At 70.7% G+C, this 24,275-nt stretch carries 28 protein-coding genes and 1 other RNA gene; 6 read left to right on the top strand and 23 right to left on the bottom strand.

The window, feature by feature from the left end; genetic code table 11:
- Positions 1-16: 16 nt before the first annotated feature.
- A complete protein-coding gene (locus A2790_RS06400; RefSeq protein ID WP_293388932.1) occupies positions 17-1,258 on the top strand; it encodes an MFS transporter in 1,242 nt (413 codons plus the stop codon).
- Here A2790_RS06400 and A2790_RS06395 read toward each other — a convergent pair.
- A complete protein-coding gene (locus tag A2790_RS06395; RefSeq protein ID WP_293388930.1) occupies positions 1,255-2,166 on the bottom strand; it encodes a helix-turn-helix transcriptional regulator in 912 nt (303 codons plus the stop codon). The two genes, A2790_RS06400 and A2790_RS06395, sit on opposite strands and share 4 nt — an antisense overlap.
- A 188-nt stretch (positions 2,167-2,354) precedes the next feature.
- Between A2790_RS06395 and A2790_RS06390 the strand changes: the two genes are divergently transcribed.
- Entirely contained in the window at positions 2,355-2,558 is a 204-nt protein-coding gene (locus A2790_RS06390) for a hypothetical protein (RefSeq protein WP_293388928.1), read from the top strand.
- Between the two features lie 190 nt (positions 2,559-2,748).
- Here the strand turns inward: A2790_RS06390 and recR are convergent, their stop codons facing one another.
- From recR to A2790_RS06350, 8 genes are all read right to left on the bottom strand, one after another.
- Complete coding sequence (recR, locus tag A2790_RS06385) at positions 2,749-3,351, bottom strand: recombination mediator RecR (RefSeq protein WP_293388925.1); 603 nt, start codon at positions 3,349-3,351, stop codon at positions 2,749-2,751.
- A 28-nt stretch (positions 3,352-3,379) separates the two neighbouring features.
- Positions 3,380-3,706, bottom strand: a complete 327-nt coding sequence (locus A2790_RS06380; RefSeq protein WP_293388922.1) for a YbaB/EbfC family nucleoid-associated protein — start codon at positions 3,704-3,706, stop codon at positions 3,380-3,382.
- Between the two features lie 3 nt (positions 3,707-3,709).
- A complete protein-coding gene (locus A2790_RS06375; protein ID WP_293388919.1) occupies positions 3,710-5,527 on the bottom strand; it encodes a DNA polymerase III subunit gamma/tau in 1,818 nt (605 codons plus the stop codon).
- A gap of 61 nt (positions 5,528-5,588) precedes the next feature.
- Positions 5,589-5,687: signal recognition particle sRNA small type (ffs, locus tag A2790_RS06370), an RNA gene on the bottom strand.
- A gap of 78 nt (positions 5,688-5,765) precedes the next feature.
- A complete protein-coding gene (locus A2790_RS06365; RefSeq protein ID WP_293388916.1) occupies positions 5,766-6,080 on the bottom strand; it encodes a hypothetical protein in 315 nt (104 codons plus the stop codon).
- Positions 6,081-6,248: 168 nt separating this feature from the next.
- The gene (yghU, locus tag A2790_RS06360; RefSeq protein WP_293388913.1) at positions 6,249-7,130 is read right to left on the bottom strand and encodes a glutathione-dependent disulfide-bond oxidoreductase; all 882 of its coding nucleotides are present in this window, start codon (positions 7,128-7,130) and stop codon (positions 6,249-6,251) included.
- A 99-nt stretch (positions 7,131-7,229) separates the two neighbouring features.
- Complete coding sequence (locus tag A2790_RS06355; protein ID WP_293388911.1) at positions 7,230-7,484, bottom strand: hypothetical protein; 255 nt, start codon at positions 7,482-7,484, stop codon at positions 7,230-7,232.
- A gap of 33 nt (positions 7,485-7,517) precedes the next feature.
- On the bottom strand, positions 7,518-7,808 hold the full coding sequence (locus tag A2790_RS06350) for a hypothetical protein (RefSeq protein ID WP_293388908.1): 291 nt from the start codon (positions 7,806-7,808) through the stop codon (positions 7,518-7,520).
- A gap of 147 nt (positions 7,809-7,955) precedes the next feature.
- Between A2790_RS06350 and nudC the strand changes: the two genes are divergently transcribed.
- The gene (nudC, locus tag A2790_RS06345; RefSeq protein WP_293388905.1) at positions 7,956-8,888 is read left to right on the top strand and encodes an NAD(+) diphosphatase; all 933 of its coding nucleotides are present in this window, start codon (positions 7,956-7,958) and stop codon (positions 8,886-8,888) included.
- Here nudC and A2790_RS06340 read toward each other — a convergent pair.
- The 3 genes from A2790_RS06340 to A2790_RS06330 are packed head-to-tail and all read right to left on the bottom strand — an operon-like array spanning position 8,885 to position 10,752.
- Positions 8,885-9,217: a LytTR family DNA-binding domain-containing protein gene (locus tag A2790_RS06340; protein ID WP_293388902.1), complete on the bottom strand. Its 333-nt coding sequence runs from the start codon at positions 9,215-9,217 to the stop codon at positions 8,885-8,887. The genes nudC and A2790_RS06340 overlap by 4 nt on opposite strands.
- A 24-nt stretch (positions 9,218-9,241) precedes the next feature.
- Entirely contained in the window at positions 9,242-9,634 is a 393-nt protein-coding gene (locus A2790_RS06335; protein ID WP_293388900.1) for a response regulator, read from the bottom strand.
- The gene (locus A2790_RS06330) at positions 9,631-10,752 is read right to left on the bottom strand and encodes a histidine kinase (protein WP_293388898.1); all 1,122 of its coding nucleotides are present in this window, start codon (positions 10,750-10,752) and stop codon (positions 9,631-9,633) included. Before A2790_RS06330 ends, A2790_RS06335 begins: the two co-directional genes overlap by 4 nt.
- Positions 10,753-10,926: 174 nt before the next feature.
- Between A2790_RS06330 and A2790_RS06325 the strand changes: the two genes are divergently transcribed.
- Both A2790_RS06325 and A2790_RS06320 read left to right on the top strand, forming a co-directional pair.
- Positions 10,927-12,018 (top strand): S41 family peptidase, encoded by a 1,092-nt coding sequence (locus A2790_RS06325; protein ID WP_293388897.1) that lies wholly within the window; start codon positions 10,927-10,929, stop codon positions 12,016-12,018.
- A gap of 61 nt (positions 12,019-12,079) precedes the next feature.
- Positions 12,080-12,688, top strand: coding sequence for a PEP-CTERM sorting domain-containing protein (locus A2790_RS06320; protein ID WP_293388894.1), 609 nt, complete (start codon positions 12,080-12,082; stop codon positions 12,686-12,688).
- A gap of 31 nt (positions 12,689-12,719) precedes the next feature.
- On the opposite strand, the gene A2790_RS06315 is transcribed toward A2790_RS06320, so the two are convergent.
- Entirely contained in the window at positions 12,720-13,577 is an 858-nt protein-coding gene (locus tag A2790_RS06315; protein WP_293388892.1) for a prephenate dehydratase, read from the bottom strand.
- The gene (locus tag A2790_RS06310) at positions 13,555-14,295 is read right to left on the bottom strand and encodes a 3-deoxy-manno-octulosonate cytidylyltransferase (RefSeq protein ID WP_293388889.1); all 741 of its coding nucleotides are present in this window, start codon (positions 14,293-14,295) and stop codon (positions 13,555-13,557) included. The genes A2790_RS06315 and A2790_RS06310 overlap by 23 nt, the downstream gene beginning before the upstream one ends.
- Before the next feature lie 137 nt (positions 14,296-14,432).
- On the opposite strand from A2790_RS06310, the gene A2790_RS06305 reads away from it, so the two are divergent.
- On the top strand, positions 14,433-15,170 hold the full coding sequence (locus tag A2790_RS06305) for a cytochrome c family protein (RefSeq protein WP_293388886.1): 738 nt from the start codon (positions 14,433-14,435) through the stop codon (positions 15,168-15,170).
- A 63-nt stretch (positions 15,171-15,233) separates the two neighbouring features.
- On the opposite strand, the gene A2790_RS06300 is transcribed toward A2790_RS06305, so the two are convergent.
- The 9 genes from A2790_RS06300 to A2790_RS06260 form a co-directional block, all read right to left on the bottom strand.
- Positions 15,234-16,067, bottom strand: coding sequence for an NlpC/P60 family protein (locus tag A2790_RS06300; protein WP_293388884.1), 834 nt, complete (start codon positions 16,065-16,067; stop codon positions 15,234-15,236).
- Complete coding sequence (locus A2790_RS06295; protein WP_293388882.1) at positions 16,064-17,434, bottom strand: leucyl aminopeptidase family protein; 1,371 nt, start codon at positions 17,432-17,434, stop codon at positions 16,064-16,066. The genes A2790_RS06300 and A2790_RS06295 overlap by 4 nt, the downstream gene beginning before the upstream one ends.
- A 3-nt stretch (positions 17,435-17,437) precedes the next feature.
- The gene (locus A2790_RS06290) at positions 17,438-17,953 is read right to left on the bottom strand and encodes a prepilin peptidase (RefSeq protein ID WP_293388879.1); all 516 of its coding nucleotides are present in this window, start codon (positions 17,951-17,953) and stop codon (positions 17,438-17,440) included.
- A 127-nt stretch (positions 17,954-18,080) separates the two neighbouring features.
- Entirely contained in the window at positions 18,081-18,257 is a 177-nt protein-coding gene (locus A2790_RS06285; RefSeq protein WP_293388876.1) for a Flp family type IVb pilin, read from the bottom strand.
- A 216-nt stretch (positions 18,258-18,473) separates the two neighbouring features.
- Positions 18,474-19,895, bottom strand: a complete 1,422-nt coding sequence (locus tag A2790_RS06280; protein WP_293388873.1) for an MFS transporter — start codon at positions 19,893-19,895, stop codon at positions 18,474-18,476.
- 76 nt (positions 19,896-19,971) lie between these two features.
- Entirely contained in the window at positions 19,972-21,156 is a 1,185-nt protein-coding gene (locus A2790_RS06275; RefSeq protein WP_293388870.1) for an alanine--glyoxylate aminotransferase family protein, read from the bottom strand.
- 7 nt (positions 21,157-21,163) lie between these two features.
- On the bottom strand, positions 21,164-21,937 hold the full coding sequence (locus A2790_RS06270; protein WP_293388867.1) for a tyrosine-protein phosphatase: 774 nt from the start codon (positions 21,935-21,937) through the stop codon (positions 21,164-21,166).
- Positions 21,938-22,007: 70 nt separating this feature from the next.
- On the bottom strand, positions 22,008-22,787 hold the full coding sequence (locus tag A2790_RS06265; RefSeq protein WP_293388864.1) for a tyrosine-protein phosphatase: 780 nt from the start codon (positions 22,785-22,787) through the stop codon (positions 22,008-22,010).
- A gap of 28 nt (positions 22,788-22,815) precedes the next feature.
- The gene (locus tag A2790_RS06260) at positions 22,816-24,261 is read right to left on the bottom strand and encodes an AMP nucleosidase (RefSeq protein WP_293388860.1); all 1,446 of its coding nucleotides are present in this window, start codon (positions 24,259-24,261) and stop codon (positions 22,816-22,818) included.
- Between the last annotated feature and the right edge of the window lie 14 nt (positions 24,262-24,275).

Raw genomic sequence — 24,275 nt, 5'->3', positions numbered from 1 at the left:
GCAGGGGGACCAGGGCATGGCGACACTCGCGGCGGCGACGTCCGCGCGGACCGGAATCGGGCCCTGGGTGGTGCCGCTCCTCGCGCTGGCCGTGTTCATCAACTACGTCGACCGCGGCAACCTCGCCACCGCCGCCCCGCTGATCAAGGGCGAGCTGGCGCTGAGCTCGACCCAGATCGGCCTGCTGATCTCGGCCTTCTTCTGGACCTACACCCCGGGCCTCGTGCTCTCGGGCTGGCTCGCCGACCGGTTCAACGCCTACCACACCCTGGCCGCGGGCCTGGCCCTATGGTCCGTGGCCACGCTGCTCAGCGGCTTTGCGGGCGGCTTCATGGCGCTCCTGGTCCTACGTCTGGTGCTCGGGATCGGCGAGAGCGCGGCATTCCCCTGCAGTTCCAGCCTGATCGCCCGGCACGTGCCCAGCCATCGCCTGGGCGCCGCCAACGGCCTGATCATCGTGGGCCTGTCGCTGGGACCGGCGGTCGGGATCTTCTTCGGCGGTCTGCTGATGGCCGAGCTCGGCTGGCGGGGCGTATTCCTGCTGTTCGGCGCCGTCTCGCTGCTCTGGCTGGTCCCATGGCTGGCGGTGACGCGCCGGCTATCCGCCGCGCCCGCGCCGGCGGAGGGCCGGGGCGGCCCCTCGTTCGGCGCCATCCTCCGACGGCCGGAGATCTGGGGGGCGAGCCTCGGCCACTTCTCGGTGAACTTCGGCTTCTACTTCATCGTCTCGTGGATGCCGCTCTACCTCGTCCAGGCCCAGGGCTATTCACTGCCGCAGATGGCGACCGTCGGCGGCCTGCTCTACCTGCTGTACGCCGCCTCGTCGTTCCTGGGCGGCTGGGCCTCGGACCGGTGGATCCAGGCGGGCGGCGCGCCGAACCGGGTCCGCAAGACCTTCTTCGTCGCCACCCACGCCCTCGGCGCCGCCAGCCTGCTGGCCTGCGCGGTGGCCCCGCCGGCGGTGGCGATCGCCTGCCTCTTCGTCACGGCCATGGCGTTCGGCGCCGTGGGTCCGCACATCTTCGCCAGCAGCCAGACGCTTGCCGGACCGCAGGCGGCGGGCAAGTGGGTGGGCGTCCAGAACGGCTTCGCCAACTTCGCCGGCATCCTGGGCCCCATCGCCACCGGCGTGATCGTCGACCGGACGGGCGGCTTCGAAGGCGCCTTCGTCCTGGCGGCGGCCATGACGCTGCTGGGCGTCGTCGGCTGGGGCCTGATGATCCGCAAGATCGAACCCGTCGACTGGGCCGAGACCTAGCCGACCAGGCGTCCGCCGATGGTCTCGCCGCGGGAAAGCGTCGAGGTGATCGGGGCCAGCAGGAACATCTCGCCCAGGCCCGCGGCCGCCGCAGCCGGGCCGATATCGCGGATGAGGTGGTGTTTCAGGTCGTCGGCGATGCTGCCCTCGGGGGCCAGCGGATCGCGCGCCAGCAGTTCGGCGCAGGTGGCGTCGTCCGCCGCCCGGTCGCCGGTCAGGTCGCCGATCCGCTCCATGACGATGGGATAGGCCGAGGGCGTCCGCGCCGCATTCAAGGCCGCCGCCATCACGATCCCGTCCAGGAACGAGGCCTTCGACAGCGGCACCCCGTTCCAGATCACGAAAATGGGGGTCTGGCCCACGGTGTCGAACAGGATCGCGAACAGCTGGCCCTCGGCCGGCAGAAGCCAGCCGTCGAACAGCAGGCCGGCCCCGCCCACCTTGAACTGCAAAAGGCCGTTCTCGTGCCGGCGCACCATCCCGTGGTCGTGGAAGAACCGCCCCGGCATCATCACCGAGGGCCGGGTGGTGCGCCAGAACCCCTCGTAGGCGTGTCCGCGCCGCTCGGTGGTCAGGCGCGACATCTCGAGCACCGGCAGGGGCAGGGAGTCCGGCGCATCATGCAGGCCGGCCACGCCGTGGCCGCTGACCGGCGCCGCCACGCCCAGCAGGCCCGCCAGGCCCGGCAGGTCGCGGTCCCAGTCCAGCATGGTGAAGCCCGGGCAGTGGTTCGAGATCACCCGCGTCAGGTTCTCGAGATTGTGCGCGGACGGCGTCACGACCCCTGAAGCCCATCGCCCGACCAGCGACTTGTCCACGCCGAGCTCCGCCGCCAGGCGCCCACGGCTCATGGAGAGCGCCTTGAGCACCAGCGTCAGCTTCTCGTGAAAGTGCACGAATAACGCCATCACCGAACATTGTTTCACAATGCAACCCGATGATGCAACGGTTGCGCACCCGGTTGCATCGTCGGCTCGGCGCGCGGCGCCACGGTTGCGCCTTTCGCAGGCGTCCGCTGCACCTGCGCGATCACGCCGCACCCGCCTAGGGTTCAGCCAACGACAAGCGGCCGAAGGTCGTGATCCCGGAGGAAACGATGCGGCTGGCCAACCACATTTTCTATGCGCTCGCGGCGCTGATCGGCGTCTCGCTAGTGGCGCTCAGAGATCCCTCGGTGGCGATGCTGACCGCCACCGCCGGCCAGCCGACGACGGCCTGCCGGAGCGATCATCTGGAGCAGCCCTGCGACCCGGGCGTCCGGGGCGACCTGCTACGCGGGGGCCAGGTGGTCGCCCGCTGAACGAGGCAACGGGCTGAGGCGCGCATTCTCCCGTGCAGCGCGCTCTCGGCTCCGCGTCGAGGCCGTCTCTCGCGGCTCTCGGCGCAGCGGCGGCAGGGCGAAGGCCCGCCCCGCACGGTCCCCGAAGGGGTGCTGGCGCTCCGCGTCGCTGGCGGCCATCCCACGGCCGCCAGTGGCGCGGAAGTGTCTGCTAAGCCGGGCGTCTCGCCCGCATCGCCTGGGCGATCGTCCCGTCGTCCAGCCAGTCCAGTTCCCCGCCTACCGGCACGCCGCGGGCCAGCATGGTCACGCTGACGCCCGCTCCTGCCAGGCGGTCGGCCAGGTAGTGGGCCGTGGTCTGTCCATCGACGGTGGCGGGCAGCGCCAGGATCACCTCGCGCACGCCTTCGTCCGCGGCGCGGCCGACCAGCGAGCCGACCCGCAGCGCCTCCGGCCCCACCCCGTCCAACGCCGACAGGAGGCCGCCCAGCACATGGTAGCGGCCCCGGAACGCGCCGGCCCGCTCCATGGCCCAGAGCGCCCCCACCTCCTCGACCACGCAGATCAGGGCGCCGTCGCGCGTGCGGTCGGCGCAGATGGCGCAGGGGTCCTGGGTGTCGAGCGAGCCGCAGGTCTGGCAGGTCTTCACCCGCGCCGCCGCCTCGGCCAGGGCGTCCGACAGCGGCAGCAGAAGCTGGTCCCGCCGCTTCAGGAGCGCCAGCGCCGCGCGCCGGGCCGACCGCGGCCCAAGGCCGGGCAGCTTGGACAACAGGCCAATCAGGCGCTCAATCTCGGGTCCGGCGGAGGCGGCCAAGCTCAGTCCTTCCGTCGCAGGCCGGGCATCAGAATTTCGGCATGCCGGGAATGTTGAGGCCCGCCAGCGGCCCGGCCGCCTCGCGCATGACCTCGGCCTGCTTCTCGTCCAGCTTGCGCTTGGCGTCGGCGTGGGCGGCCACGATCAGGTCGGCGATCACCTCGCCCTCGCCGGGCGCCATGAGGCTCTCGTCCAGGTCGACGCGGGCGAGCTCGCCCGTCCCCTTCAACACCAGCTTGACCATGCCGCCGCCGGACGTGCCCTCGACCTCCAGCGCGCCGATCCGCTCCTGCGCCTCGGCCATGCGCTGCTGCATGGCCTGGGCCTGCTTCATGATCGAACCCAGGTCTTTCATCGGTCAGTCCTCGTCGGCGTCGTCTTCGGGAGGCGGCGCTTCGGCCGGCTCGGGTTGCTTGAGGTGGCGTATGCCCACGATCTCGGTGCCGGGGAAGGCCTGCATCACACCCTGGATGAACGGGTGCTGCTCGATCTCGGCGCGCACCTCGCGCTCCTCGCGCTTCTGCTTCTCCCACAGGCTCTCGGCGCCGCCGCCGCCCTCGGCCGCGATCAGCCAGCGTTCGCCGGTCCATTCCTTCAGTCGCGACACCAGCCGCTGCGCCAGGTCGTTCGGCGCGCCCGGGGCGGGCTCGTAGGTGATGGCGCCGGGCCGGAAGTTGATCGGCCGGATGAACCGCTCCACGTCCAGCTTCAGCCGGATGTCGCGGCGCCGGTCGATCAGCCCCAGCATGTCCTCGAAGGTCTGCAGGTTGGCGACCGGCTCGGTCGATGGAAGACCGGGCGCGATCTGCTGCCGCGCGACCGCATTGGTGGCCAGGCCGGCCCGCGGCGCGCCGCCCCCACCGCCACCGCCGGGCGGCCCGCCGCCGGACCCGGAGCCGCCGGCGGGATTCTCGCCCGCCTGCAGCCGCTTCAGGGCCTCTTCAGGTCCCGGCAGGTCGGCGGCGTAGGCCATGCGGATCAGCGCCATGTCCACGGCCGCCGCCGCGTCGGGCGCGCGCCGCACCTCCTCATAGGCCTTCAGCGTCAGCTGCCACATCCGCGACAGCACACCCGCCGACACCGCCGCCCCAATGGCCGCCAGCCGCAGCGCCTGCTCCTTGGGCATCACGAGGGCGTTCGGGCCGATCGCCTTGGCCACCGAGGCGCCGTGGATATGGTCCAGCAGGTCCATGACCACCTGGTCGGGGTTGGCGCCATAGCCGTAGAGCTGGCGGAAGGTCTCGATGGCGCCCCCGGACTCGCCGCGCATCACCTGCTCCAGGAGGGTGATCGTCTGGGCCCGGTCGGCCAGGCCCAGCATGTCGCGGATGGAGGCGGCGCTGACCGTCTGGCCCGGTTCGGCCTGGACGATGGCCTGGTCCAGCATGGACTGCCCGTCGCGGACAGACCCTTCCGCCGCGCGGGCGATCAGCATCAGCCCCTCGGCCTCGACGCGCGCGCCCTCGTTCTCGCAGATCATCTCCAGGTTTTTGACCAGCACCTCGGGCTCCACCCGGCGCAGGTCGAACCGCTGGGTGCGCGACAGGATGGTCACCGGCACCTTGCGGATCTCGGTGGTGGCGAAGATGAACTTGGCGTGCGGCGGAGGCTCCTCCAGCGTCTTCAGGAGCGCGTTGAACGCCCCCGTCGACAGCATGTGGACCTCGTCGATGATGTAGACCTTGTACCGCGCCTCCACCGGCGCATAGCGCACGCCGTCCAGCAGTTCGCGGATGTCGTTGACCCCGGTCCGGCTGGCGGCGTCCAGCTCCAGGACGTCCATGTGCCGGCCTTCGATGATCGCGCGGCAGTGGATGCCCTCGTCCTTAAGGTCGAGCGACGGCTCGTGGACGGTCTCGGTCTCGTAGTTGAGGGCCCGGGCCAGCAGGCGCGCGGTCGTGGTCTTCCCCACCCCTCGCACGCCCGTGAGCATGAAGGCGTGGGCGATCCGGCCCGTGGCGAACGCGTTGCGCAGCGTCCGCACCATGGCCTCCTGGCCATAGAGGTCCTCGAACGAACGGGGCCGGTATTTCCGGGCGATGACCGTATAGGCGGCCCCCTCGTCCTCCGCGGGCTTGGGCGCGGGTGGGGCCTCGCCGCCGAACATGTCGCCGGTGTTGGGGTCGCGCTCAGGCGGCAGGTCGGAATCGTCGCGCGTGAGGTCGTCGTCGCCCATGCGAGCATCTAACGGGACGTCAAAGCCCCGGCAAAGCGGAAAGCCCGGATATGTGTGGAGAAGGTGGAGACCGGACAACGACCCGAGGCGTGACCCGTTGTGGCTGCTTCCTTCCGGACCTGACCAGGTTGGCGGGGCGTCCGTCCGCCGCCGATCTCCGCGGCGGCATATGGAGGATTAGCAACGCCGGGGCAAGGGGCGGCCGAGTCGCAGGCCGGGCGGCCCACGCCCGCCCGCCTCAGTCCGCCTGCACCTTGGCGCCTTGATTTTCGTACTTTGCGGCAATGTCCTGGTGTTCGGCCGAGCGGATGGCGCGGGAGACGTTCAGCCGGGTCATCACGTGCGTGGCCCCGCGCTTGGCCGCCGCCGCCCAGGCGCCGCGCGCCTTTGACAGGTCGTTGGTTTCGCCGACCTGCAGCACCTTCACCCCCGCCTCGTCTGCGCGGACGTAGACGTAGTTGCCGCCCACCGGCGTGTGCGGCGCGCCTTCCGGCCAAAGGCGGAAGCGGTAGCGGGCGCCGGACGCCCCTTCCAGATCGATGAAGTCCTGCATCTCAAGTCTCAAAACGCAACGGACCCGCCGCGTATCCAACGGACGCGTGCGGGTCCAGTCGGGCGCGGCTTTGCCGTCGATCACATCGGCGTTTGGAGACGTCCTGTCGCAGGGCTCCCGCCGTGGTCGGGCGTCGAACGGCAGAGCGCCGGTCGGCGAACCGCCGGCCTACCCGGCCTCCGCCTTGGCCGCGAGCGCCTCGTCGATATCGCGGGCGTCGTGGCGCTCCAGCAGCGCCGGCGTCCCCTGCGCGCGGTTGACGATCCGGCCGCGCTTCACCGCCGGGCGTTGGCCGATCTGCTCGGTCCAGCGCTGGACGTTCGTGTAGCTCTTCACGTCCAGGAACTCGCCCGACTCATAGGCCCCGCCCTTGGCCAGGAGGCCGTACCAGGGCCAGATGGCGATGTCGGCGATCGTGTAGTCGTCGCCGCCCAGGTATTCGCTCTCGGCCAGCCGCCGGTCCAGCACATCGAGCTGGCGCTTCACCTCCATGGCGAAGCGGTCGATGGCGTATTCGATCTTGAACGGCGCATAGGCGTAGAAGTGGCCGAAGCCGCCGCCCAGGTAGGGCGCCGAACCCATCTGCCAGAACAGCCACGACAGCGTCTCGGCGCGCCGGGCCGGATCGGTCGGCAGGAACGCTCCGAACTTCTCGGCCAGGTGAACCAGGATCGCGCCGGACTCGAAGATCCGGATCGGCGTCGGTCCGCTGCGGTCCATCAGGGCGGGGATCTTAGAGTTCGGGTTCACATCGACGAAGCCCGAGCCGAACTGGTCGCCCTGCCCGATGTTGATGATCCAGGCGTCGTACTCGGCGCCCTTGTGGCCGAGGGCCAGCAGCTCCTCCAGCATCACCGTCACCTTCACCCCGTTGGGCGTGGCCAGGGAATAGAGCTGGAACGGATGCTTGCCGACCGGCAGCTCCTTCTCGTGCGTCGGCCCAGCGATGGGACGATTGATGGCGGCGAACCTGCCCCCGCTCTCCTTGTTCCACTGCCAGACTTTCGGCGGCGCGTAGCCGGCGGGGTGGTTCGGAGGCGGCTCGGACATCTTGGGCTCCCTGGCGGTCTTTCGCGCCTTGAACCGGCGCCTGTCTGGATGTGGGGCGCCCAGCCACTTTTGGCCAGCCGCCCCTCGCCCCAGAAAAGCTCAGGCCGCTTCCAGCGCCGCGGCAGGGGCCGCGTCGCGACGGGGCAGCGCGGGCCAGACCAGGCGCTCGGCGAGCGAGCCGTCTCGCAGGCGGATCCGCAGCTCGCTGGCCTGGCCACTGTGCGCCAGCTGCGCGGCGAGCCGCCGGGCGGCGCTCTCCGCCGCTCCACCCCGGGCGAAGACCATGTCGCCCGCCAATGCCCCCAGGGACACGCGCCAGCCCGGGCCGAGCGGCGCGACTTCGATGACCTGCATCGTGGTCCTCCTTCGTCAGGCTGTGGTGGAAAGTCAGGCGTCGAAGCGCTCGATCCGGTCCAGGCGTTCCAACGCCTCGCGAACCTCGCGGAACGGCACGGGTTCGGGCGTGCCCAGAAGCCAGCGCAGCGTCGGCTGGTCCTGCACGGCCGACGCGTCCGAGGCCCATGACGAAAGCACGGCGCGTTTCTCGTCGTGCCCGAGGTCCGGGTCCTTAAGCACGTCACGGGGGTGGCCGAAGCCGACGGCGGGCCTGAGCCAGCGCTCCAGCGCGGCGGCCAGTCCCTGTTCGCGGATCAGATCTTCCGAGGTCGCGAGCCTCATGTCGGTTCTCCTGAAAGCTGTCCTTTCTCCACGCGCCCGGCGAGGAGGCGGCGGGCGCGGCGAATGATTTGGAATCTGCGCGGCCGGTTTCAAGAGGCGCCGCCGCCCGCCTCGACGCGCGCCGAGCCGCACCGTAAGTAGGTCGCCATGGCGCTCTCCTTCTTCCAGAACACCTTCGCCGGAAACCCGCTGAACCGGGCCAGCGACCGTCGCGGCGACGCCGCCTGGCTGGCCGCCCAGCTGTCGTCCTCCGACGCGCTGGGCCTCGTGCTGTGGAACGGCAAGCCGCTGGCCGAGAAGACCAAGGACGGCGGCGTACAGATCGCCTACCTGCCGGCCAAGCTGGCGGCCGAGCTCGCCGGTGGGAACGAGCGGCTGCTGTTCATGGGCCTTTGGCAGGAGACCGCCGTGTTCGCCGTGGACATGGAAGGCTCCAGCGACCCGGCCCAGGGCCCGCTGCAGGGCCTGGGCGAGTTCATGGACCTGCGCCAGGTCGCGCTGCGCCTGCCCGCCGCCGACGCCGGCATCCTGGCCACCGCCAAGTCCATGTTCGAATGGCGCCGCCGCCACCAGTACTGCGCCGTCTGCGGCCAGCCGTCCGAGCCCAAGGACGGCGGCTGGAAGCGCCAGTGCCCGTCCTGTGAGGCGGAGCACTTCCCGCGCACGGACCCGGTGGTGATCATGCTGGCCTACCATGGCGAGCGCTGCATGCTGGGCCGCCAGGAGGCCTGGCCCCCCGGCATGTTCTCGGCCCTGGCCGGGTTCCTGGAGCCGGGCGAGAGCATCGAGGAGGCCTGCGCCCGCGAGCTTGGCGAGGAGGCGGGCCTGCGCACGCGCCAGGTGCGCTACCACTCCACCCAGCCCTGGCCCTATCCGTCGTCCCTGATGATCGGCCTGATCGCCGAGGTCGAGGACGACGAAGGCACGCCCGACCAGACCGAGCTTTCCGAAGTCCGCTGGTTCACCCGCGAGGAGGCGCGGAAGCTGCTGAAAGGCGAGATCGAGGGCGTGTTCTGCCCCCCGCCCCTCGCCATCGCCCACCAGTTGCTGAAGGGCTGGGCCGACGAGGCGGCCACCTAGGTCGGCGACCGTCCCGTGAGCCAATCGCGGGTGTGACGCTGATAGCTGGGCCCGACGGCGACGGCCGTCCCGTCTGTGAGGATCAGGACATGCCCGCTGGTCTGCAGGGCCTGGACGGCGCCCGGACGCACGAGCGCCGACCGGTGCACGCGCAGGAGCGCCGGCGGCGGGAAGCGCTCGGCGATTGAGGCCATGGTCGCCCGCAGGATGTAGGAGCGATTGCCGGTGTGCAGCAGGACGTAGTCCTTCGCCGCCTCGATCCAGGAAATCTGCTCCAGACTGACGCGAACCAGCCCCTCGCGGCCCTGGACCCAGAAGCCGTCGGTCACGCCTGCCGGCGCGCGCGCCGGAGCCTAGGCGGCGTCGCGGTGCGCCCCCTGCAATCGGCGACGTGCGCGCACCACCGCCTGGCGCAGCCGATCCAACCGCAGCGGCTTCAGCACATAGTCCGCAGCCTCGACGTCGAAGGCGTCCACGGCGTGGCTGTCGAAGGCGGTGAGGAAGACGATTTCCGGCCGGCCTTCCGGCGGCAGCGCGGCGGCGACGCCCAAGCCGGTCCGCCCCGGCATCTGGATGTCCAGCACGGCGAGGTCCGGCCGCAGCGCCGCTATCATTTCCAGCGCCTGCAGGCCGTTGGCCGCCGCGCCCACGACCTCGGCCCCCTCGATATCGCGGAAGGCCAGCGCGAGCCGCTCGAGCGCCAGCGGCTCGTCGTCCGCGATCACCACGCGCAGCGGCCGGTTCATGCGTCGTCCCCCGCGCGCCGCAGCGGAACCCGCACCGCCGCCACGAAGCCCTCGCCCCGCGGTCCCGCCGCCAGCGACGCCCGGTCGCCGTAGAGGAGCGCCAGCCGTTCGCGGACGTTGCGAAGCCCGGTCCCGGTGCCGGCCGCCTGGCCGCGCGCGCCCCCGGCCCCGCTGTCGGCCACGGTCACCACCAGGTCGTTCCCTACCTGGCGCGCCGACACGCGGACCTCCACCGGGCCCAGCGCGGGCGAGACGGCGTGCTTGACCGCATTCTCCACCAGCGGCTGGAGCAGGAAGCTCGGGATGAGGGCGTTCCCGAGGCCGGGCTCCAGGTCATAGGCCAAACGCAGCCGCGCGCCGCGAACGGCCTCGATGTCCAGGTAGTTCTGCAAGGTGGTCATCTCGTCGTCGAGGGTCGCCAATGGCCGCGCGTCCACCCCCAGCGATGCGCGCAGGAAGTCGGATAGCCGGCCGATCATCGCCTCGGCGTCGTCGCTGCGCCGCATGGCGACGAGAGAGGCGATCGCGTTCAGCGTGTTGAAGATGAAATGCGGGTTGAGCTGGTGGCGGAGCATGGCCAGTTGGGCGCTGACCGCCAGCGTGCGGGCGGCCGCCAGCTGCGCCTCGCGCTCGCGGGTCTCGGCGGCGGATCGCAGGATCGTCGAAGCCATGCCGAAGAAGGCGTAGAGCGTCGCGAAGATCACCACGTGGCTTTCGGCGATCAGCGACATCACCCATGCGCGCAGGACGCTGTCGGACAGGATCCGCCGCACGTGCAGTCCCGGGTTCAGCCAGGCCTGCAGAAGGTGGTCGACCTGCAAGTCCAGTAGGGTGTGCGCGGTGGTGGCCGCCAGCACGCCCACGCCGAGCGCCAGGATCGCCCATCGGGGCCGCGCGGCCACGGTCGACACGCGCCACAGCGCGAGGCTGAACACCCAGCCGAGGATCGCCATCAGCAACGCGCGCAGCACGTTGATGGTCAGGGGCTCGAACCGGGTGGCGACGCCGCTGGCCACCATGGCGCCCATGCCCAGAGCCCAGATCCCCGCGGCCAGCCACAGCACCGGCGGCGGCGGGAGCCCGTCGGGCCTGTCGGATGACGGGGACGTGGCGACCAAGGGACCTCCAGGAAGCGGGGCCATAGCATAGCGCCTGGCGCCTGACGCCGGGCTTCGTCGCAGTCTCGTCGCGCGCCGGTCGCTTCGTCGCGCGGCCGTCGCGCGGTCGCAAACGGCGCGACCGCGACGGCCTCTGCGGAGGATCGGGGCGGCCCACCGTTTCACGGAGGTTTCATGTCCATCCGCCCCGCGGCGTTCGCCGCCGCCCTCGCGGCCCTAGCGGCCATAGCGGCCCCGGCGCTCAGCGCCGACGCCCCTGCCGTCGCGCCCGCCGCCACGGCCTCCGCCGCCCGGTTGTCCCCGACCGATCAGCGGGAAGTGCTCGCCCGGCTCGCCGAGGTGTTGGCGGGTCGGTTCGCCGATGCGGATACGGGCCGCCGCTACGCCGCCCGCCTGCGCGAACAAGCCGCCCGCGGAGACTACGCCAAGCTGACCGATCCGGTGGCGTTTGGCGACGCGGTGACCGCCGGGCTCCAGGCCGTCGCACCCGACGGGCACCTGCGGCTCGCGCCCAAGGCGGCCCCGGCTGCGTCCCGGAGCACACCGGCCGACCTGCCCGCCAGCGCCCGCGCCAGCGGTCCGCCGGGCCTGGAAGAGGCGCGGATGATCGGCGACGTCGCCTACCTGCGCTTCAATGAGTTTCCCCAGGACACGCGCACCGGCGAGGCTGCCCGGGCCTTCCTGCTCGCCCATGCCGCGGCCCGCGCGGTGATCTTCGACCTGCGCCCCCACCGCGGCGGCGGCCAGGCGACGATGGACGCGATCCTGCCGCTCTTCTACGGCCAGCCCGCGACGCTGCTGCGCATGGACACCCGCGCCGACGCCGAGGCCGAGGCGCCGCTGGAGGTGGGCCCAACCCTGGTGCGCCAACCGGGGCCCGACGGGGTCATCCGCCGCGACCACATTATCCAGCCCGACCCGGCCGAAACGCGCCTTCGCGATACGCCGCTTTACGCGCTGACCTCGCGCCGCACCGCCTCCGCCGCCGAACACCTGGTGCTTGGCCTGAAGCGGACGCGTCGCGCCGTGCTGGTGGGCGAGACGACCGCCGGCGCCGGTCGCTTCGGCGGGTTCGTGGATCTGCCCCACGGCTTCCGGGCCTTCGTCCCGATCGGCCGCACCTACGATCCGGACACGGGCCTCGGCTGGGAAGGGCGCGGCGTCGCCCCCGACATCGCCGTCCCCGCCGACGACGCCCTGGCCGCCGCCCTCGCCCACCTCGATTCCCGCCCGGCGGGCGCCTCCACGGCTCCGGCCAATCCCTGAAAGGACTTTTCGATGACGATACCTGTTAAGACCCTCGCGCTCGGCGCGCTCGCCGCTGCGTTTGCTCACCACCGCCCCGGCGCACGCGGCCACGGCCGTCCTGCTCAGCCAGAATTTCAGCGGCGGACTCGGCGCCAACGAGCGGCTGGCCGGAAACTTCTCGGTGGGCGGCGGCCGCATGGGCCACATCGCCGGCTACTACACGAACCTCGAGTATTCCTATTACGACGTGAAACTCGACCTGACCGGCATGATCGACGCCCTGTTCAGCTTCGACTTCGCCGGCGCCGCCGAGCTGGGCTTCGACGGGTGGAACCTGCTGGGGGCCACCGAAGGCTCGCCCTTCGACCCGAGCGCGCCGCTCATCGCCCAGCCGAACGTCCATAACCGCTTCGTCGAGGCGCTCGTGGCGTCGGGCGTGACGGGCGTCGCCTCCGGCCGGGCCACCTACGACCTCACGGCCTTTGCCGGCGAGGTGGTCAACCTGCGCCTGCGTTTCGCGAGCGACCACAGCATCACCGGGTCGGGCGTGACGTTCGATAACATCCTGGCCACAGGCACGCAGAAGGCGGTCTCGGCGGCGCCGGAGCCCGCCACCTGGGCGATCATGCTCATGGGCTTCCTCGGCGCGGGGGCTATGCTGCGCCGGCGCGCCGCCGCCGTGAGCTGACGCGACCCGGACGCCGGACCTTCCGCAGCTTCTAGCGGCTGCGGAAGGGGTCCGCGGGATAGACCCCGAGCACCTCGAAGCGCTCGGAGAAGAAGGCCAGCTCGTCGAAGGCCCGGGCCAGGCCGATGTCCTCCGGCCGGCCGTCCACCTCGGCGTAGAAGAAGGTGGCCGTGAAGGCGCCGTTCTCCATGTAGCTCTCGAGCTTGGTCATGTTGACGCCGTTCGTCGCGAAGCCGCCCAGGGCCTTGTAGAGCGCCGCCGGCAGGTTCTTCACCCGGAAGATGAAACTGGTCACGCAAGGGGTGGTGAACGGCGGCGGCGCGGGCGCCTTGTCCGCGGTCATCACCAGGAACCGGGTGGTGTTGTTGTGCTCGTCCTCCATGTCCCGCGCCAGAATCTCCAGGCCATAGATCTCGGCGGCGAGCGCGGGCGACAGGGCGGCCTTGGTGGGGTCGGGATGCTCGGACAGCAGCTTGGCGGCGCCGGCGGTGTCGCCCGTAGCCTCGGTCTTCAGGCCCATGCGGCGCAGGGTCTTGCGGCACTGGCCCAGGGCGATGGGCATGGAGAGGGCGGTCTTCACGTCCTCCAGCTTCACGCCCGGGTTGGCCATGAGCTGGAAATGGATCGGCTTGAAACGCTCGCCGATGATCTTCAGGCCCGACGACGGCAAGAGGTGGTGCACGTCGGCCACCCGCCCGGCGATGGAATTCTCCACCGGGATCATGCCGAGCTGGCAGTCGCCCGAGCGGACGGCCTCGAAGGCTTCCTCGAAGGTAGCGTGCGGAACCGGCTCCATGTCGGGAAACGCCGCCGTGCAGGCCTCATGGCTGTTGGCGCCGAGCTCGCCCTGGAAGGCGATGCGTCCCTTAGTCATGGAGTGTCCTTGCATACTCGCGGGCGCGTTCCAGGTCGGACGGATTGTCCACCGAGATCGGCGCGTCCTCGGCCACGGCGGCCCAGATCGATAGTCCCAGTTCCATGGCGCGCAGCTGTTCCAGCTTCTCGCGCTGCTCCAGCGGCGACGGTGGGGCGGCGTTGAAGGCCTCCAGCGCCGCGCGGCGGTAGCCGTAGATTCCGATATGCCGCCACACCGGCTGGTCGCCATAGAGCGTGGAGCGGGTGAAATAGAGCGCGCGGCCGGCGCGGGCCCCCGGACCGAGCGACATCACCGCCTTGACGACGTCGGGGTTGGCCCGGTCGGCGGGCGAGGCTTCCGGGGCAACGACGGTGGCGATATCGCACGCCGGCTCCGCGGCCAGCAGCCCGGCGCAGGCGGCGAGCACCGACGGCGCGACAAACGGCATGTCGCCCTGCAGGTTGATAACCACGTCATGGCGACCATCGGGGTCCAGTGCGGCCAGGGCGGCCAGGATCCGGTCCGAGCCGGACGGCAGGTCTGGATCGGTCAGCACAGCCTGTCCTCCGGCAGCCCGGACGGCGTCGACGATCTCGGGATCGCCCGCCGCCACCGCCACGGGACCCGCACCGGCCGCCTGGGCCTGGCGCAGCACGCGCACGATCATCGGCGTCCCGCCGATGTCCGCCAGGGGCTTCCCCGGCAGGCGGGTCGCGGCCATGCGCGCGGGAATGAGGACGATCGGGTTCATGCCGTGGGGGCTGGGACGTCTTGGGCGGTTGCGCGAGCGCCGGTAGCGTGTAAGAGAGCCGCACGCAATAAGGGGCGGGATTCCCGCGCGTCCGGGGGCTCTGCTCTACGGCCGAATAGAGGCGTGACTAGGGGATTATGAGCGACCTTACGTTCAACAAGATCGCCGGTGCTGTCCTGGCGACGGGCCTGGCGATCGTCGGCCTTCGTGAGCTTTCGGCGGGCGTGTTCACGCCCGAGCATCCCGCGAAGCCGGGCTATCTGGTCGAAGTCGCCGAAGAGGGCGGTGAGGGCGGCGCGGCCGCCGACACCCTGCCCGACTGGGGCACGGTTCTTCCGACCGCCGACGTTGCGGCGGGCGAGGCCGCCTTCGCCAAGTGCAAGTCGTGCCACGTGGTCGACGCCTCCAACGCCAACGGCACCGGCCCCGGGCTGCATGCCGTGGTCGGACGCAAGCCGGGCGCCCATCCGGGCTTCGCCTACTCGCCCAGCATGACCGAGTTCGCCGGCAAGGCCCCGGTCTGGGACTATGACCACCTGTACGAGTTCCTGAAGGCGCCGCAGAAGTACATCCCCGGCACCAAGATGACCTTCGTCGGCCTCAAGAAGTCGGACGAGCGCGTCAACATCATCGCCTATCTGAAGGCCCAGGGCGGCACCCTGCCGGTCCCGGCTCCCGATCCGTCGCGCGCTCCGGGCGCTGCCGCGGCGGCGGCTCCGGCCGCGGAAGGCGCTGCGGCTCCGGCGGCCGAGGGCCAGCCCACCACGACGGAGGCGGCTCCGCCCGCTTCCACCAGCGGCGGCCCCGCCGGCCAGGCTCCGGCCCAGCCCGGCGCGCCGGCGCCTGCGCCCGCGGCGGCTCCGGCCAAGAAGTAGGCCGGCGCGACAATCTGATTTCGGAATGGCCGGGCTCAGTCCCGGCCATTTTCGTTGGGGCCGTCAGACCCTGCGGTAAGCCGTCGGCTGGCCGGAGCCGGCCGCGTCGATGCGGGCGATGGCCTCGGCCAGGGGCTCGATCACCGTCGCCATGTAGAAGCCGTTGGCATGGATGATCCGGCCTTCGCCAAGGCCCATGGCCACGTGGCCCTTCCAGAACACCAAGTCGCCGCGGCCGAAGTCCGCCGCCTCGATGGGCGCGCCCATCGCCTGCTGCTGGTCGGTGTCGCGCGGGCAAGCCCGGGCGCAGGCGAACAGCGCCTGCTGGATCAGGCCGGAGCAGTCGAGCCCGAGGCTCTCCCGGCCGCCCCAAAGATAGGGCGCGCCCACGAACCGCTCGGCCACCGCGGCCCAGTCGTCCTCGAACTCGCCGATGGGCGACAGGTGCGCGGCGGTCATCCAGCCGGCGCCGGTCACCTTGGCCAGCTTGCCCTCGATGGCTTCTACGGCGACGAGGCTGTTGATCGAATAGGGACCGACGGCCCGCGACTTGATGCTAGCTTCGGCGAAGGCGTAGGTCCGGAGCGCCGAGACGCGATGCGTCGGCATGGCGCCGGCCGGCTGCAGCGTCGCCGCTTCAACGAAGCCCACATAGCCGTCGCGCGCGGCCTGGCCGAACAGCCATCCGCCATCTTCTTCCAGCACCTCGAACCGCTCGCCGAACAGCAGCTGGTCCATCTGTTCGGACCCACCGTCCGGCGCCGAACGGATGGCGGCCGCGGCGGCCACACAGCTCATGGCCTTGGGATCGAGGTAGACCTCGGCTTCCAGCACGCCTTCCAGGCTGCGGGCGGCGATGCCGTCGCGCCAGGGCGTGATGCGGGGATCGTGCTTCATGCGAAACGCTCGCGGATCATGCGGTAGAGGCCGCGGATGGCCTGGGCTTCGCCGCCTGCGGGGAATCCGGGACGGCCGCGCGGGTTCCACGCGAAGATATCGAGGTGGACCCACGGACCTGCGGGCGCAAACTTCTGCAGGAACAGGGCGGCCGTCACCGAGCCGGCCTGAGCCCACCCGTCGGGGTCGTTCTTGATCTCGGCCACGTCGCTGTCCAGCGCGTCGGCATAAGGTCTCCAGAGCGGCATCCGCCACACAGGATCCGATTCCGCCGCGGCCGCCGAGTCGATCTGCGCCGCGAGCGTGTCGTCGTCGGTGAAGAACGGCGGCAGTTGCGGTCCCAGGGCGATCCGGGCCGCGCCGGTCAGGGTGGCCAGGTCGATGGTCAGCGCCGGCTCCAGCTCGCAGGCGCGGGTCAGGGCGTCGGCCAGGATCAGCCGGCCCTCGGCGTCGGTGTTGCCTACCTCGATGGACAGCCCCTTGCGCGAGGCCAGCACGTCGCCGGGCCGCATGGCGTCGCCCGAGATGGCGTTCTCGACCACCGGCAGCAGCACCGACAGCCGGACGGGAAGGCCCGCCGCCATCACCATTCGGCCGAGGGCCAGCGCGTGGGCGGCGCCGCCCATGTCCTTCTTCATCTGCCGCATGCCGGCCGATGGCTTGATATCCAGGCCCCCGGTGTCGAACACCACGCCCTTGCCGACGACGCAGACCAGCGGCTTACCCGCCTCGCCCCAGCTCAACTCAATGAACCGCGGGCTGCGGGTGGGATCGGCGGCGCGCCCCACCGCGTGGATGGCGGGATAGTTGGCCTCCAACAGCCCCTCGCCCTCGATCACGGTGATCCGGGCGGCGTACTGTTCGGCGATCTCGCGGGCGATCGTCTCGATCTGCCGCGGGCCCATGTCGTTGGCCGGCGTGTTGATCATATCGCGGGCCAGGGCGCAGGCGTGCGCCACCTGGCGCACCTCGGCCACGTCGCAGCCCTGGGCCAGCAGGCGCGGGCGCTCGCCGCCGGCGGTCTTGTAGCGGTCGAACCGATAGCTCCCCAGGGCGAAGGCCAGCGCGGCCTGGTCGGCCGTGATCGCGTCCGGCGTCTCGACGATCCGATAGACGCCGACCGGCAACTTTGCCGGCAGGGCCCGCAGCGCCGTCCAGCTCTCGCCGGCCCCGAACAGCACGCGGGCGAGCCCGCCCTCCGTGTCAGGGACCAGCAGGAGCTGACCCGCCTTGCCCTTGAACTCGGCCGTGCGGGCCAGGGCGGCGGCGAAGGCGTCGGCCTCGAGCGCGGCGGCGGCCTGCGCCTCCGTCAGCACGTGGATCGGCGTCGCGGAGCCTTCCCAGGCGTCGAGGATCGCGTCCGCCATGCTCTAAAGTCCCAGCACCGCGCCGAACGGCGAGGCCGGCAGCGCCCAGAGCGCGCCGGCGGCGATGGCGACGCCATAGGGAATGCCATGGCCCGGCTCGGCTAGTTTGCTCACCCAGGGCGGGCCCAGGACGACGATCGGGCGAATGGGAGCCGAGCGCAGCGTCAGCAGGAGAACGGCCAGTCCGCCCCCGGCCACCGCTACGCCCAGCAGGAAGGTCGGCAGGCCGCCCAGGCCCAGCCAAAGGGCGACGGCCGAGACCAGCTTGGCGTCCCCCCCGCCCATCCAGCGCAGGGCGAACATCGCCATGCCGATGAGGAGGGCGGCGACGCCCACCGCCAGGTGCAGACCCATCGCCGGCAAGGAAAGCCCGGCCGCCAGGGCGGCCACCGGAAAGACCGCGACCAGCGCCAGCGAGATCCAGTTGGGAATGGTGAAGGAGACGGCGTCCCAGGCCGCTGCGGCCAGGACCAGGGCGGCGAAAACGATCACAAGGGCGGCGGCGAGCAGCGCGAGCATCGAGACGAAGACCTCTTTCCGCCCACCTTATGCCTTCCAGCAAATGAACGGAGCGTTGCAGCGAAGCTTGAAACGAAAAAAGCCCCCGGCGTCTCCGCCGGGGGCCTTCATTCCGCGGTGGCGTGCCTTAGGTGGCCGCGCCGGCCAGGGCGGTTTGGATGCTCTGGAAGGTCGCCTCCAGCGAGTCGCCGACCAGGGGCAGCACGCCCACGATGGCGACCGAGATCAGGGCGGCGATCAGGCCATACTCGATGGCGGTGGCGCCGGATTCGTCCTTCAGGAAACGGGTCACGAACTTCGACATTGGGCTCTCTCCTTGGATCTAGCGAGCAGACTGTGCGGGGGCCTCAAGCGGGTTGCCTGCTCGCCCCTAAGAACACGTCCAATGTCCCGCCCCGCGCTTAAGGCGGCATGAATCCAAATGCCTAATATTCTTACACTATTAGCGCCGGTTAAGCCTTTACGCCCGGAAACCATGATGCGGCGCAGCTCGAGATTATCCTGTAGAATCAATCGCGCTTCAGGCACCGTAAGCCGCGCCGCGGCCGCCCCCGCGGACCAGGAACAGGCCCGCCAGGCCCACGGCCAGAAGTAACAGAAGGGTCGCAAAGCCCCCCTGCTGCGTGCCCGTCGCGCGGGTCCCGATGTTGACCAGCGTCGGGGCGAGCCAGGCGGTGGCCACGCCCGACAGCGCATAGACGCCGAAGAACGCCCCGGTCTGGTCCGGCGGCGTGATCCGGGTCAGCAGCGTGCGGCTGGAGGCGTACTGGGCCGTGATGAAAATGGCATTCACGAAGCCCACGAGCACGAAGACCACGTCCGGCAGGTGCGTGAAGACCGGCCCGGCCCAGATCGGCGCCGCGGTCGTCGCGTCATAGGGCCAGAAATAGAGGATGAGGTCGGGCCGCATGCCGAGAAAGCCGGTCAGGCCCAGCATGGTCATGAAGATCTCGATCCGCAGGGCGTTCTTCGGACCCACACCGGCGTCCAGCCAGCGCGCCACATAGCCGCCCAGCACGGCGAAGATGCTGAGCAGGATGCCGTAGGCCAGCATCTCCAGCGCGCCCCACTTCATCACGCCGACGGCATAGACGCCGGCGTAGACCAGCACCCCGTTCATCCCGTCGACGAAGAACATCCGCGAGCCGATGTAGATCGCCGCGTCCTTGAAATGGCTGATCGTCTTCAGCATCCGCCACAGCTCGGCCGCGCCCTGGGCGAAGGCGCGCAGGACGGGCGTCCCGGTCCGCGGCGCGTCCGGCGTCCAGAGGAACAGGGGGATCGAACCGAAGAACAGCAGCCCTGCCGCCAGCCAGGCCACCACCCGCTCCGGCTCGTGGGTCGCGGGGTCCAGGCCGAACAGAGGCACGGCGGGAACCCAGCTCCAGTCGACCTTGCCGGGCAGGGCGAAGGCCCAGGCGGTGAATATCAGCGCCAGCACCGAGAACAGGTTGCCCAGCGACAGCGCCAGCCCGGAGGCGCGGTGCGCCCCCGACAGCCCCGCCGCCCGCACCAGCAGGGAATTGTGGAGCACCTCGTTGTAAACGAACAGGACCTGCACGGTCATGGCGAACAGCATGGTCATGCCGACCGACAGGCCGGAGCCGTCCGGCTTGGCCCACCAGAGGGCGGCGCACAACGGGACCATGAGCCCGACGATCAGCGCCAGCCAACCCTTGCGCTGGCCCACCTTGTCGATCGAGGCGCCGATGAACGGGGCCGTGGCCATCACCGCCCAGCCAGCCCACTGCTGCCAGCGGGAGATGGTCTCCTGCCCCAGCACCGGGTCGCCGATCATCGACCCGGCCACGTAGGGCATGAAGATGTAGATCGTGATCAGGATGACGAAGGGGTCGCGGCCGCCCTCGAAGATCGACCAAGCCACGCCGCCGCGGTTCAGTCGCCCATCGGCGGGCAGTCCATGGTCGGCCTGGTCTTTCACGGCAACGCCCCCGCACAGCCGTTCTCGGGGACGGCGCTCGGCGTCACCCTATCCCGCGAAGATAGGTTGTCGATGATTACCTGAGGCGCGCGTCGGCCGCCGCGACCGCTGCCGCCGCATCGGTCTTCACGCCCTGCGCCGCCAGCGCCTCGCACAGCGCGGTCAGGCACAGCCGCACGTGCCAGGGGGTGGCCGATGCGCCCATCAGCCCGATGCGCCAGACCTTGCCCTTCAGCGGCCCGAGCCCGGCGCCGATCTCCAGGTCCCAGGCGTTCAGCACGTGGGTCCGCACAGCCGCCTCATCGACCCCGTCAGGGACCCGCACAGTGTTAAGCTGCGGCAGGCGGTCCTTCGGCTCTACCAGCATCTCGAGGCCCGCCGCCTCCAGGCCAGCCACGAGGGCCTCGTGCATCCGCGCGTGCCGCACCACGGCCGCCTGGACGCCTTCCTCGAAGATCGCCACCAGGCTTTCGTGCAGGCCGTAGAGGGCGTTGATCGGCGCGGTGTGGTGATAGGTCCGGCCGCCGCCCCCGCTCCCATCCGGGCCGCCCCAGTAGGCCATGAGCAGGTTGAAATCGAGAAGCCAGTTGCGGACCTTCTCCTTGCGCCCCCTGATCGCCGCCTGGGCCTGCTTGCTGATGGCGATCGGCGACAGGCCGGGCGGCGCGGAGAGGCACTTCTGCGTCCCGGAATAGATGACGTCGGCATCCCAGGCCGCGGCGTCCACGACGATCCCGCCCAGCGAGGTCACGCAGTCCACCACGGACAGGGCCCCGTGCTTGCGCGCGAGGCCGCACAGGCTCGCCGCGTCGCTGCGCGCGCCCGTGGATGTCTCGGCGTGGACGAAGGCCAGCACCTTGGTCGGCGCCTCGGCCAGCGCCGCCTCGACGCGCGCCGGGTCTACCGGCCGGCCCCATTCGTGATCGACCGTGACCACCGTGGCGCCGGCGCGGCCCGCCATGTCCGCCATCCGTCCGCCGAAGGCGCCGTTTACCGCCACCACCGCCCGGTCGCCCGGCTCCAGCAGGTTCATCATCGCCGCCTCCATGCCGGCGGTGCCGGGCGCGGGCAGCGGGACGCAGGCGTGGTCGGGCGCGTTGAACAGGCGCTGCAGCGCCGCCTTGATCTCCTCCATCAGCGCCTGGAAATCGGGGTCCAGGTGCCCGATGGTCGGGCGGGCCAGGGCGGCCAGCACGCGCGGGCTGACGTCGGAGGGGCCGGGTCCCATCAGGATCCGGCGCGGCGGTTGGAAGCTTTGCATTGAGATCCTAGGCGAGCAGGCGGTCGTGGAGTTGGCCGCGGAGATCCGAATTGAGGCCCAGCGCCTGGTCCAGGTAGCCGTCGAGCGAGCCGTGCGCCTCACACATCACCCGGAAGGCCTCGGCCAGGTATTCGGCCTCGACACGCATGGCGACCATCAGCGCCTCGTCCGAGGCTTCGCGACCGGTCGCCTCGCGCACGGCCTCCCTGACCATCGGCAGGCGCTTTTCCATGCGCGCGGGGTCGTTGGTCAGCAGGTAGTCGGCCTGGATGTCGTCGTCATGCACGCCAGCCAGGTGATGGGTCAGGGCGCAGATGATCCCCGTGCGGTCCTTGCCTGCCGCGCAGTGCACCAGGATCGGCCCCTCGCTCTCGGCCAGGGCATGGAAGTAGCGGGTGTAGAGGTCCACATGCCGCCGTTGGAACGGCAGGTGGCGGTAGTAGTCCATCATGTAGTTGTGGAACGAGGCCGCGGTCAGGTCCGAACTCTGGATGAAGGTCGTCCACTCGTCGGCGGTGTCCTGGCCGATGTCGTTCTCGATCACCCGCGCCGCGAACCCGTTCCACCGCCGCGACGGCTCCCGCTCGCGCTCGTTCGAACGGCGCAGGTCGACGATCACAGACAGCCCGAGGGCCGAGAGGCGGTCCAGGTCCGCGTCGGTGGCGCGCGCCTGGCTGGCCGACCGGTATAGCAGCCCCTGCTTCAACCGCTTCTGACCGGCGGCATACCCGCCGAAGTCGCGGAAGTTCTCGATGGCCTCGAAGGGAATGTGGCGCGTCATCCCCGGTCTTCTAATCGCCTTCCGCGAAGATTTCGAGGCGGGGTGACGCAGCGTGACGGCCGGCGGCGGCTCAGCCCGGCCCCAGAATCCGGTCGTGGATTCGCGCGCGAAGATCGGCGTCGACGCCCAGCACCGCCTCGGCATAGGCGTCCGCCGAGCCGTGTTGTGCGCAGATCGATCCAAAGAAGGCGTCCAGGTACGCAGGGTAGACAGAGGCCGCCACCCGCATCGCCTCGTCGGTGGGCCGCCGTCCGGTCACCCGCTCCACGAAGTCCGCCCCATGGACCATCTTCCGCTGGATACGGCTCTCGTCGTTGGTCAGCAGATAGTCCGCCAGCGTCTCCTCGTAGGGCACGCCGGCGATGTGGTGCACGAGGGCGCAGGCCGCGCCGGTTCGATCCTTGCCCGCCGCGCAGTGCACGACCACGGCGCCCTCGCCGTCCGCGATGTGCCGGAACATCCGGCGGAACACCTCGATGTGCCGCGGTTCGAACGCATGCAGCCGGTAGTGCGACATGGTGCTCTCGTACCACCACTCGGCGGTCAGGGAGGCGGTGTGCAGGGCCTCCACCCAGTCCGGCATTACCGACGGCGCATCGCTCTCGATTACCTCGCCGGCAAAGCCATCCCAGCGGCGAGCGGGTTCGCGCGCCCGCTCCGACGGCTGGCGAAGGTCGGCGATGGCCCCGACCCCCAGGGCGCGCAGCCGCGCCAGGTCGGCGTCGGTGGCCAGGCCGTGGTGCCCCGAGCGGAACAGCCGGCCGCGCGTCAGGCCTCGCCCGCAGGCGGTCGCATAGCCGCCGAAGTCGCGGAAGTTCTCGATGGCCTCGAAATTGATATGCCGATCCATGAGGCGAGACGGTCCCGCGAGTCGCCGGCTACCGGAAGGGTGGCTCATCGAAGCTGCGCAGCTTGCGCGAGTGGAGGCGCGCGCCCTCCTGCTTCAGGAGGTCGATCGCCGCCAGTCCGATCTGCAGGTGCTGGCCGATGGCGCGGTCGTAGAAGGCGTTGGCCTGGCCGGGCAGCTTGATCTCGCCGTGCAGCGGTTTGTCCGACACGCAGAGCAGCGTCCCGTACGGCACCCGGAACCGATAGCCCTGGGCCGCGATGGTGGCGCTTTCCATGTCGATCGCCACGGCCCGGCTCTGGTTGAACCGCAGGGCGCTGGACGAGTACTTGAGCTCCCAGTTGCGGTCGTCGGTGGAGACCACGGTGCCGGTGCGCAGGCGCCGCTTCAGGATGTCGCCGGTCTCGCCGGTCACCTGCTCCGCCGCCCCGTTCAACGCCAGCTGCACTTCCGCCAGCGGCGGGATCGGGATCTCGGGCGGTAGGACCTTATCCAGCACGTGATCGTCGCGCAGGTAGGCATGGGCCAGGACGTAGTCGCCGATCTTCTGGCTGCCGCGCAGGCCCCCGCAGTGGCCGATCATCAGCCAGGCCTGGGGCCGCAGCACCGCCAGGTGGTCGCAGACCGTCTTGGCGTTGGACGGGCCGACGCCGATGTTCACCAGGGTGATGCCGCCCCGGCCGGGCGCCATCAGGTGGTAGGCCGGCATCTGGTGCTTGCGCCACGTGCCCGCCGCGACCGCGGCCTCGGGGTTCGGCGTGTTGGGCGTCACCATCACGTGGCCCGCCGCGGACAGCGCGGTGTAGGGTCCGCCCGCCTGCAGCTGCTTGCACCCCCAGGCCACGAACTCGTCGACGTAGCGGTGGTAGTTGGTGAAGAGAATGTACTGCTGGGTGTGCTCGGCCGGCGCGCCCGTGTAGTGGGCCAGCCGCGCCAGCGAGAAGTCGGTGCGCAGGCCATCGAACAGGGCCAGCGGCCGTGGCTCGTCGCCGACGCCGATCCAGGACCCGTCAGCCACCTCGTCGCCGATGAACGCCAGTTCGGTCGTGGGGAAGTGCCGGGCGATCTCCACCGAGCTGATGTCGGCCATGGCCATGTCGGCCGGGTCCAGCACGTAGGGGAACGGAATCTCCTGGGTCGAGCGGGCGACCTCCAGCGTGATGTCGAAATCCTCCTGCAGCAGGGTCAGCTGCTCGACGAGGTAGTCGCGGTAGAGGTCCGGGCGGGTGACGGTGATCGCGTAGTGGCCCGCCGCCGGCAGGCGGGCGAAAGCCCGGCTCGTGCGCGGATAGGGCAGGCCCGGCGGCCAGGCCAGCCGGAGCTCCGGATAGACAAAGGCGCCGCCCCGCCGCACGGCGGGATCGGGCGGCGGTCCGCCGGACAGGAAGGATTTCAGGGCGGTGCGGAGAGACTCGACGCTTTGGCGGTACTCAGTCTCAAGCCGATCGACGATGCCGGCTGCTTCTTGTTTCTTCATCGCGCGACTTATAG

The organism is Phenylobacterium sp. RIFCSPHIGHO2_01_FULL_69_31 (assembly GCF_001824475.1).
GTDB lineage: Bacteria > Pseudomonadota > Alphaproteobacteria > Caulobacterales > Caulobacteraceae > Phenylobacterium.
Note: the sequence above shows the minus strand (reverse complement) of the source record. Positions and strands in the feature narration are given on the sequence as shown.

What these genes read in the sequence shown, in the direction of transcription:
- A2790_RS06335 (WP_293388900.1), bottom strand. Translation starts at nt 9,634, where the DNA reads ATGAACCGGCCGCTGCGCGTGGTGATCGCGGACGACGAGCCGCTGGCG.
- A2790_RS06380 (WP_293388922.1), bottom strand. Translation starts at nt 3,706, where the DNA reads ATGAAAGACCTGGGTTCGATCATGAAGCAGGCCCAGGCCATGCAGCAG.
- A2790_RS06275 (WP_293388870.1), bottom strand. Translation starts at nt 21,156, where the DNA reads ATGCAAAGCTTCCAACCGCCGCGCCGGATCCTGATGGGACCCGGCCCC.
- A2790_RS06395 (WP_293388930.1), bottom strand. Translation starts at nt 2,166, where the DNA reads ATGGCGTTATTCGTGCACTTTCACGAGAAGCTGACGCTGGTGCTCAAG.
- A2790_RS06315 (WP_293388892.1), bottom strand. Translation starts at nt 13,577, where the DNA reads ATGCAAGGACACTCCATGACTAAGGGACGCATCGCCTTCCAGGGCGAG.
- A2790_RS06375 (WP_293388919.1), bottom strand. Translation starts at nt 5,527, where the DNA reads ATGGGCGACGACGACCTCACGCGCGACGATTCCGACCTGCCGCCTGAG.
- A2790_RS06305 (WP_293388886.1), top strand. Translation starts at nt 14,433, where the DNA reads ATGAGCGACCTTACGTTCAACAAGATCGCCGGTGCTGTCCTGGCGACG.
- A2790_RS06390 (WP_293388928.1), top strand. Translation starts at nt 2,355, where the DNA reads ATGCGGCTGGCCAACCACATTTTCTATGCGCTCGCGGCGCTGATCGGC.
- A2790_RS06350 (WP_293388908.1), bottom strand. Translation starts at nt 7,808, where the DNA reads ATGAGGCTCGCGACCTCGGAAGATCTGATCCGCGAACAGGGACTGGCC.
- A2790_RS06325 (WP_293388897.1), top strand. Translation starts at nt 10,927, where the DNA reads ATGTCCATCCGCCCCGCGGCGTTCGCCGCCGCCCTCGCGGCCCTAGCG.
- A2790_RS06365 (WP_293388916.1), bottom strand. Translation starts at nt 6,080, where the DNA reads ATGCAGGACTTCATCGATCTGGAAGGGGCGTCCGGCGCCCGCTACCGC.
- yghU (WP_293388913.1), bottom strand. Translation starts at nt 7,130, where the DNA reads ATGTCCGAGCCGCCTCCGAACCACCCCGCCGGCTACGCGCCGCCGAAA.
- A2790_RS06285 (WP_293388876.1), bottom strand. Translation starts at nt 18,257, where the DNA reads ATGTCGAAGTTCGTGACCCGTTTCCTGAAGGACGAATCCGGCGCCACC.
- A2790_RS06300 (WP_293388884.1), bottom strand. Translation starts at nt 16,067, where the DNA reads ATGAAGCACGATCCCCGCATCACGCCCTGGCGCGACGGCATCGCCGCC.
- A2790_RS06260 (WP_293388860.1), bottom strand. Translation starts at nt 24,261, where the DNA reads ATGAAGAAACAAGAAGCAGCCGGCATCGTCGATCGGCTTGAGACTGAG.
- A2790_RS06295 (WP_293388882.1), bottom strand. Translation starts at nt 17,434, where the DNA reads ATGGCGGACGCGATCCTCGACGCCTGGGAAGGCTCCGCGACGCCGATC.
- A2790_RS06310 (WP_293388889.1), bottom strand. Translation starts at nt 14,295, where the DNA reads ATGAACCCGATCGTCCTCATTCCCGCGCGCATGGCCGCGACCCGCCTG.
- A2790_RS06265 (WP_293388864.1), bottom strand. Translation starts at nt 22,787, where the DNA reads ATGGATCGGCATATCAATTTCGAGGCCATCGAGAACTTCCGCGACTTC.
- A2790_RS06290 (WP_293388879.1), bottom strand. Translation starts at nt 17,953, where the DNA reads ATGCTCGCGCTGCTCGCCGCCGCCCTTGTGATCGTTTTCGCCGCCCTG.
- nudC (WP_293388905.1), top strand. Translation starts at nt 7,956, where the DNA reads ATGGCGCTCTCCTTCTTCCAGAACACCTTCGCCGGAAACCCGCTGAAC.
- A2790_RS06355 (WP_293388911.1), bottom strand. Translation starts at nt 7,484, where the DNA reads ATGCAGGTCATCGAAGTCGCGCCGCTCGGCCCGGGCTGGCGCGTGTCC.
- A2790_RS06400 (WP_293388932.1), top strand. Translation starts at nt 17, where the DNA reads ATGGCGACACTCGCGGCGGCGACGTCCGCGCGGACCGGAATCGGGCCC.
- A2790_RS06270 (WP_293388867.1), bottom strand. Translation starts at nt 21,937, where the DNA reads ATGACGCGCCACATTCCCTTCGAGGCCATCGAGAACTTCCGCGACTTC.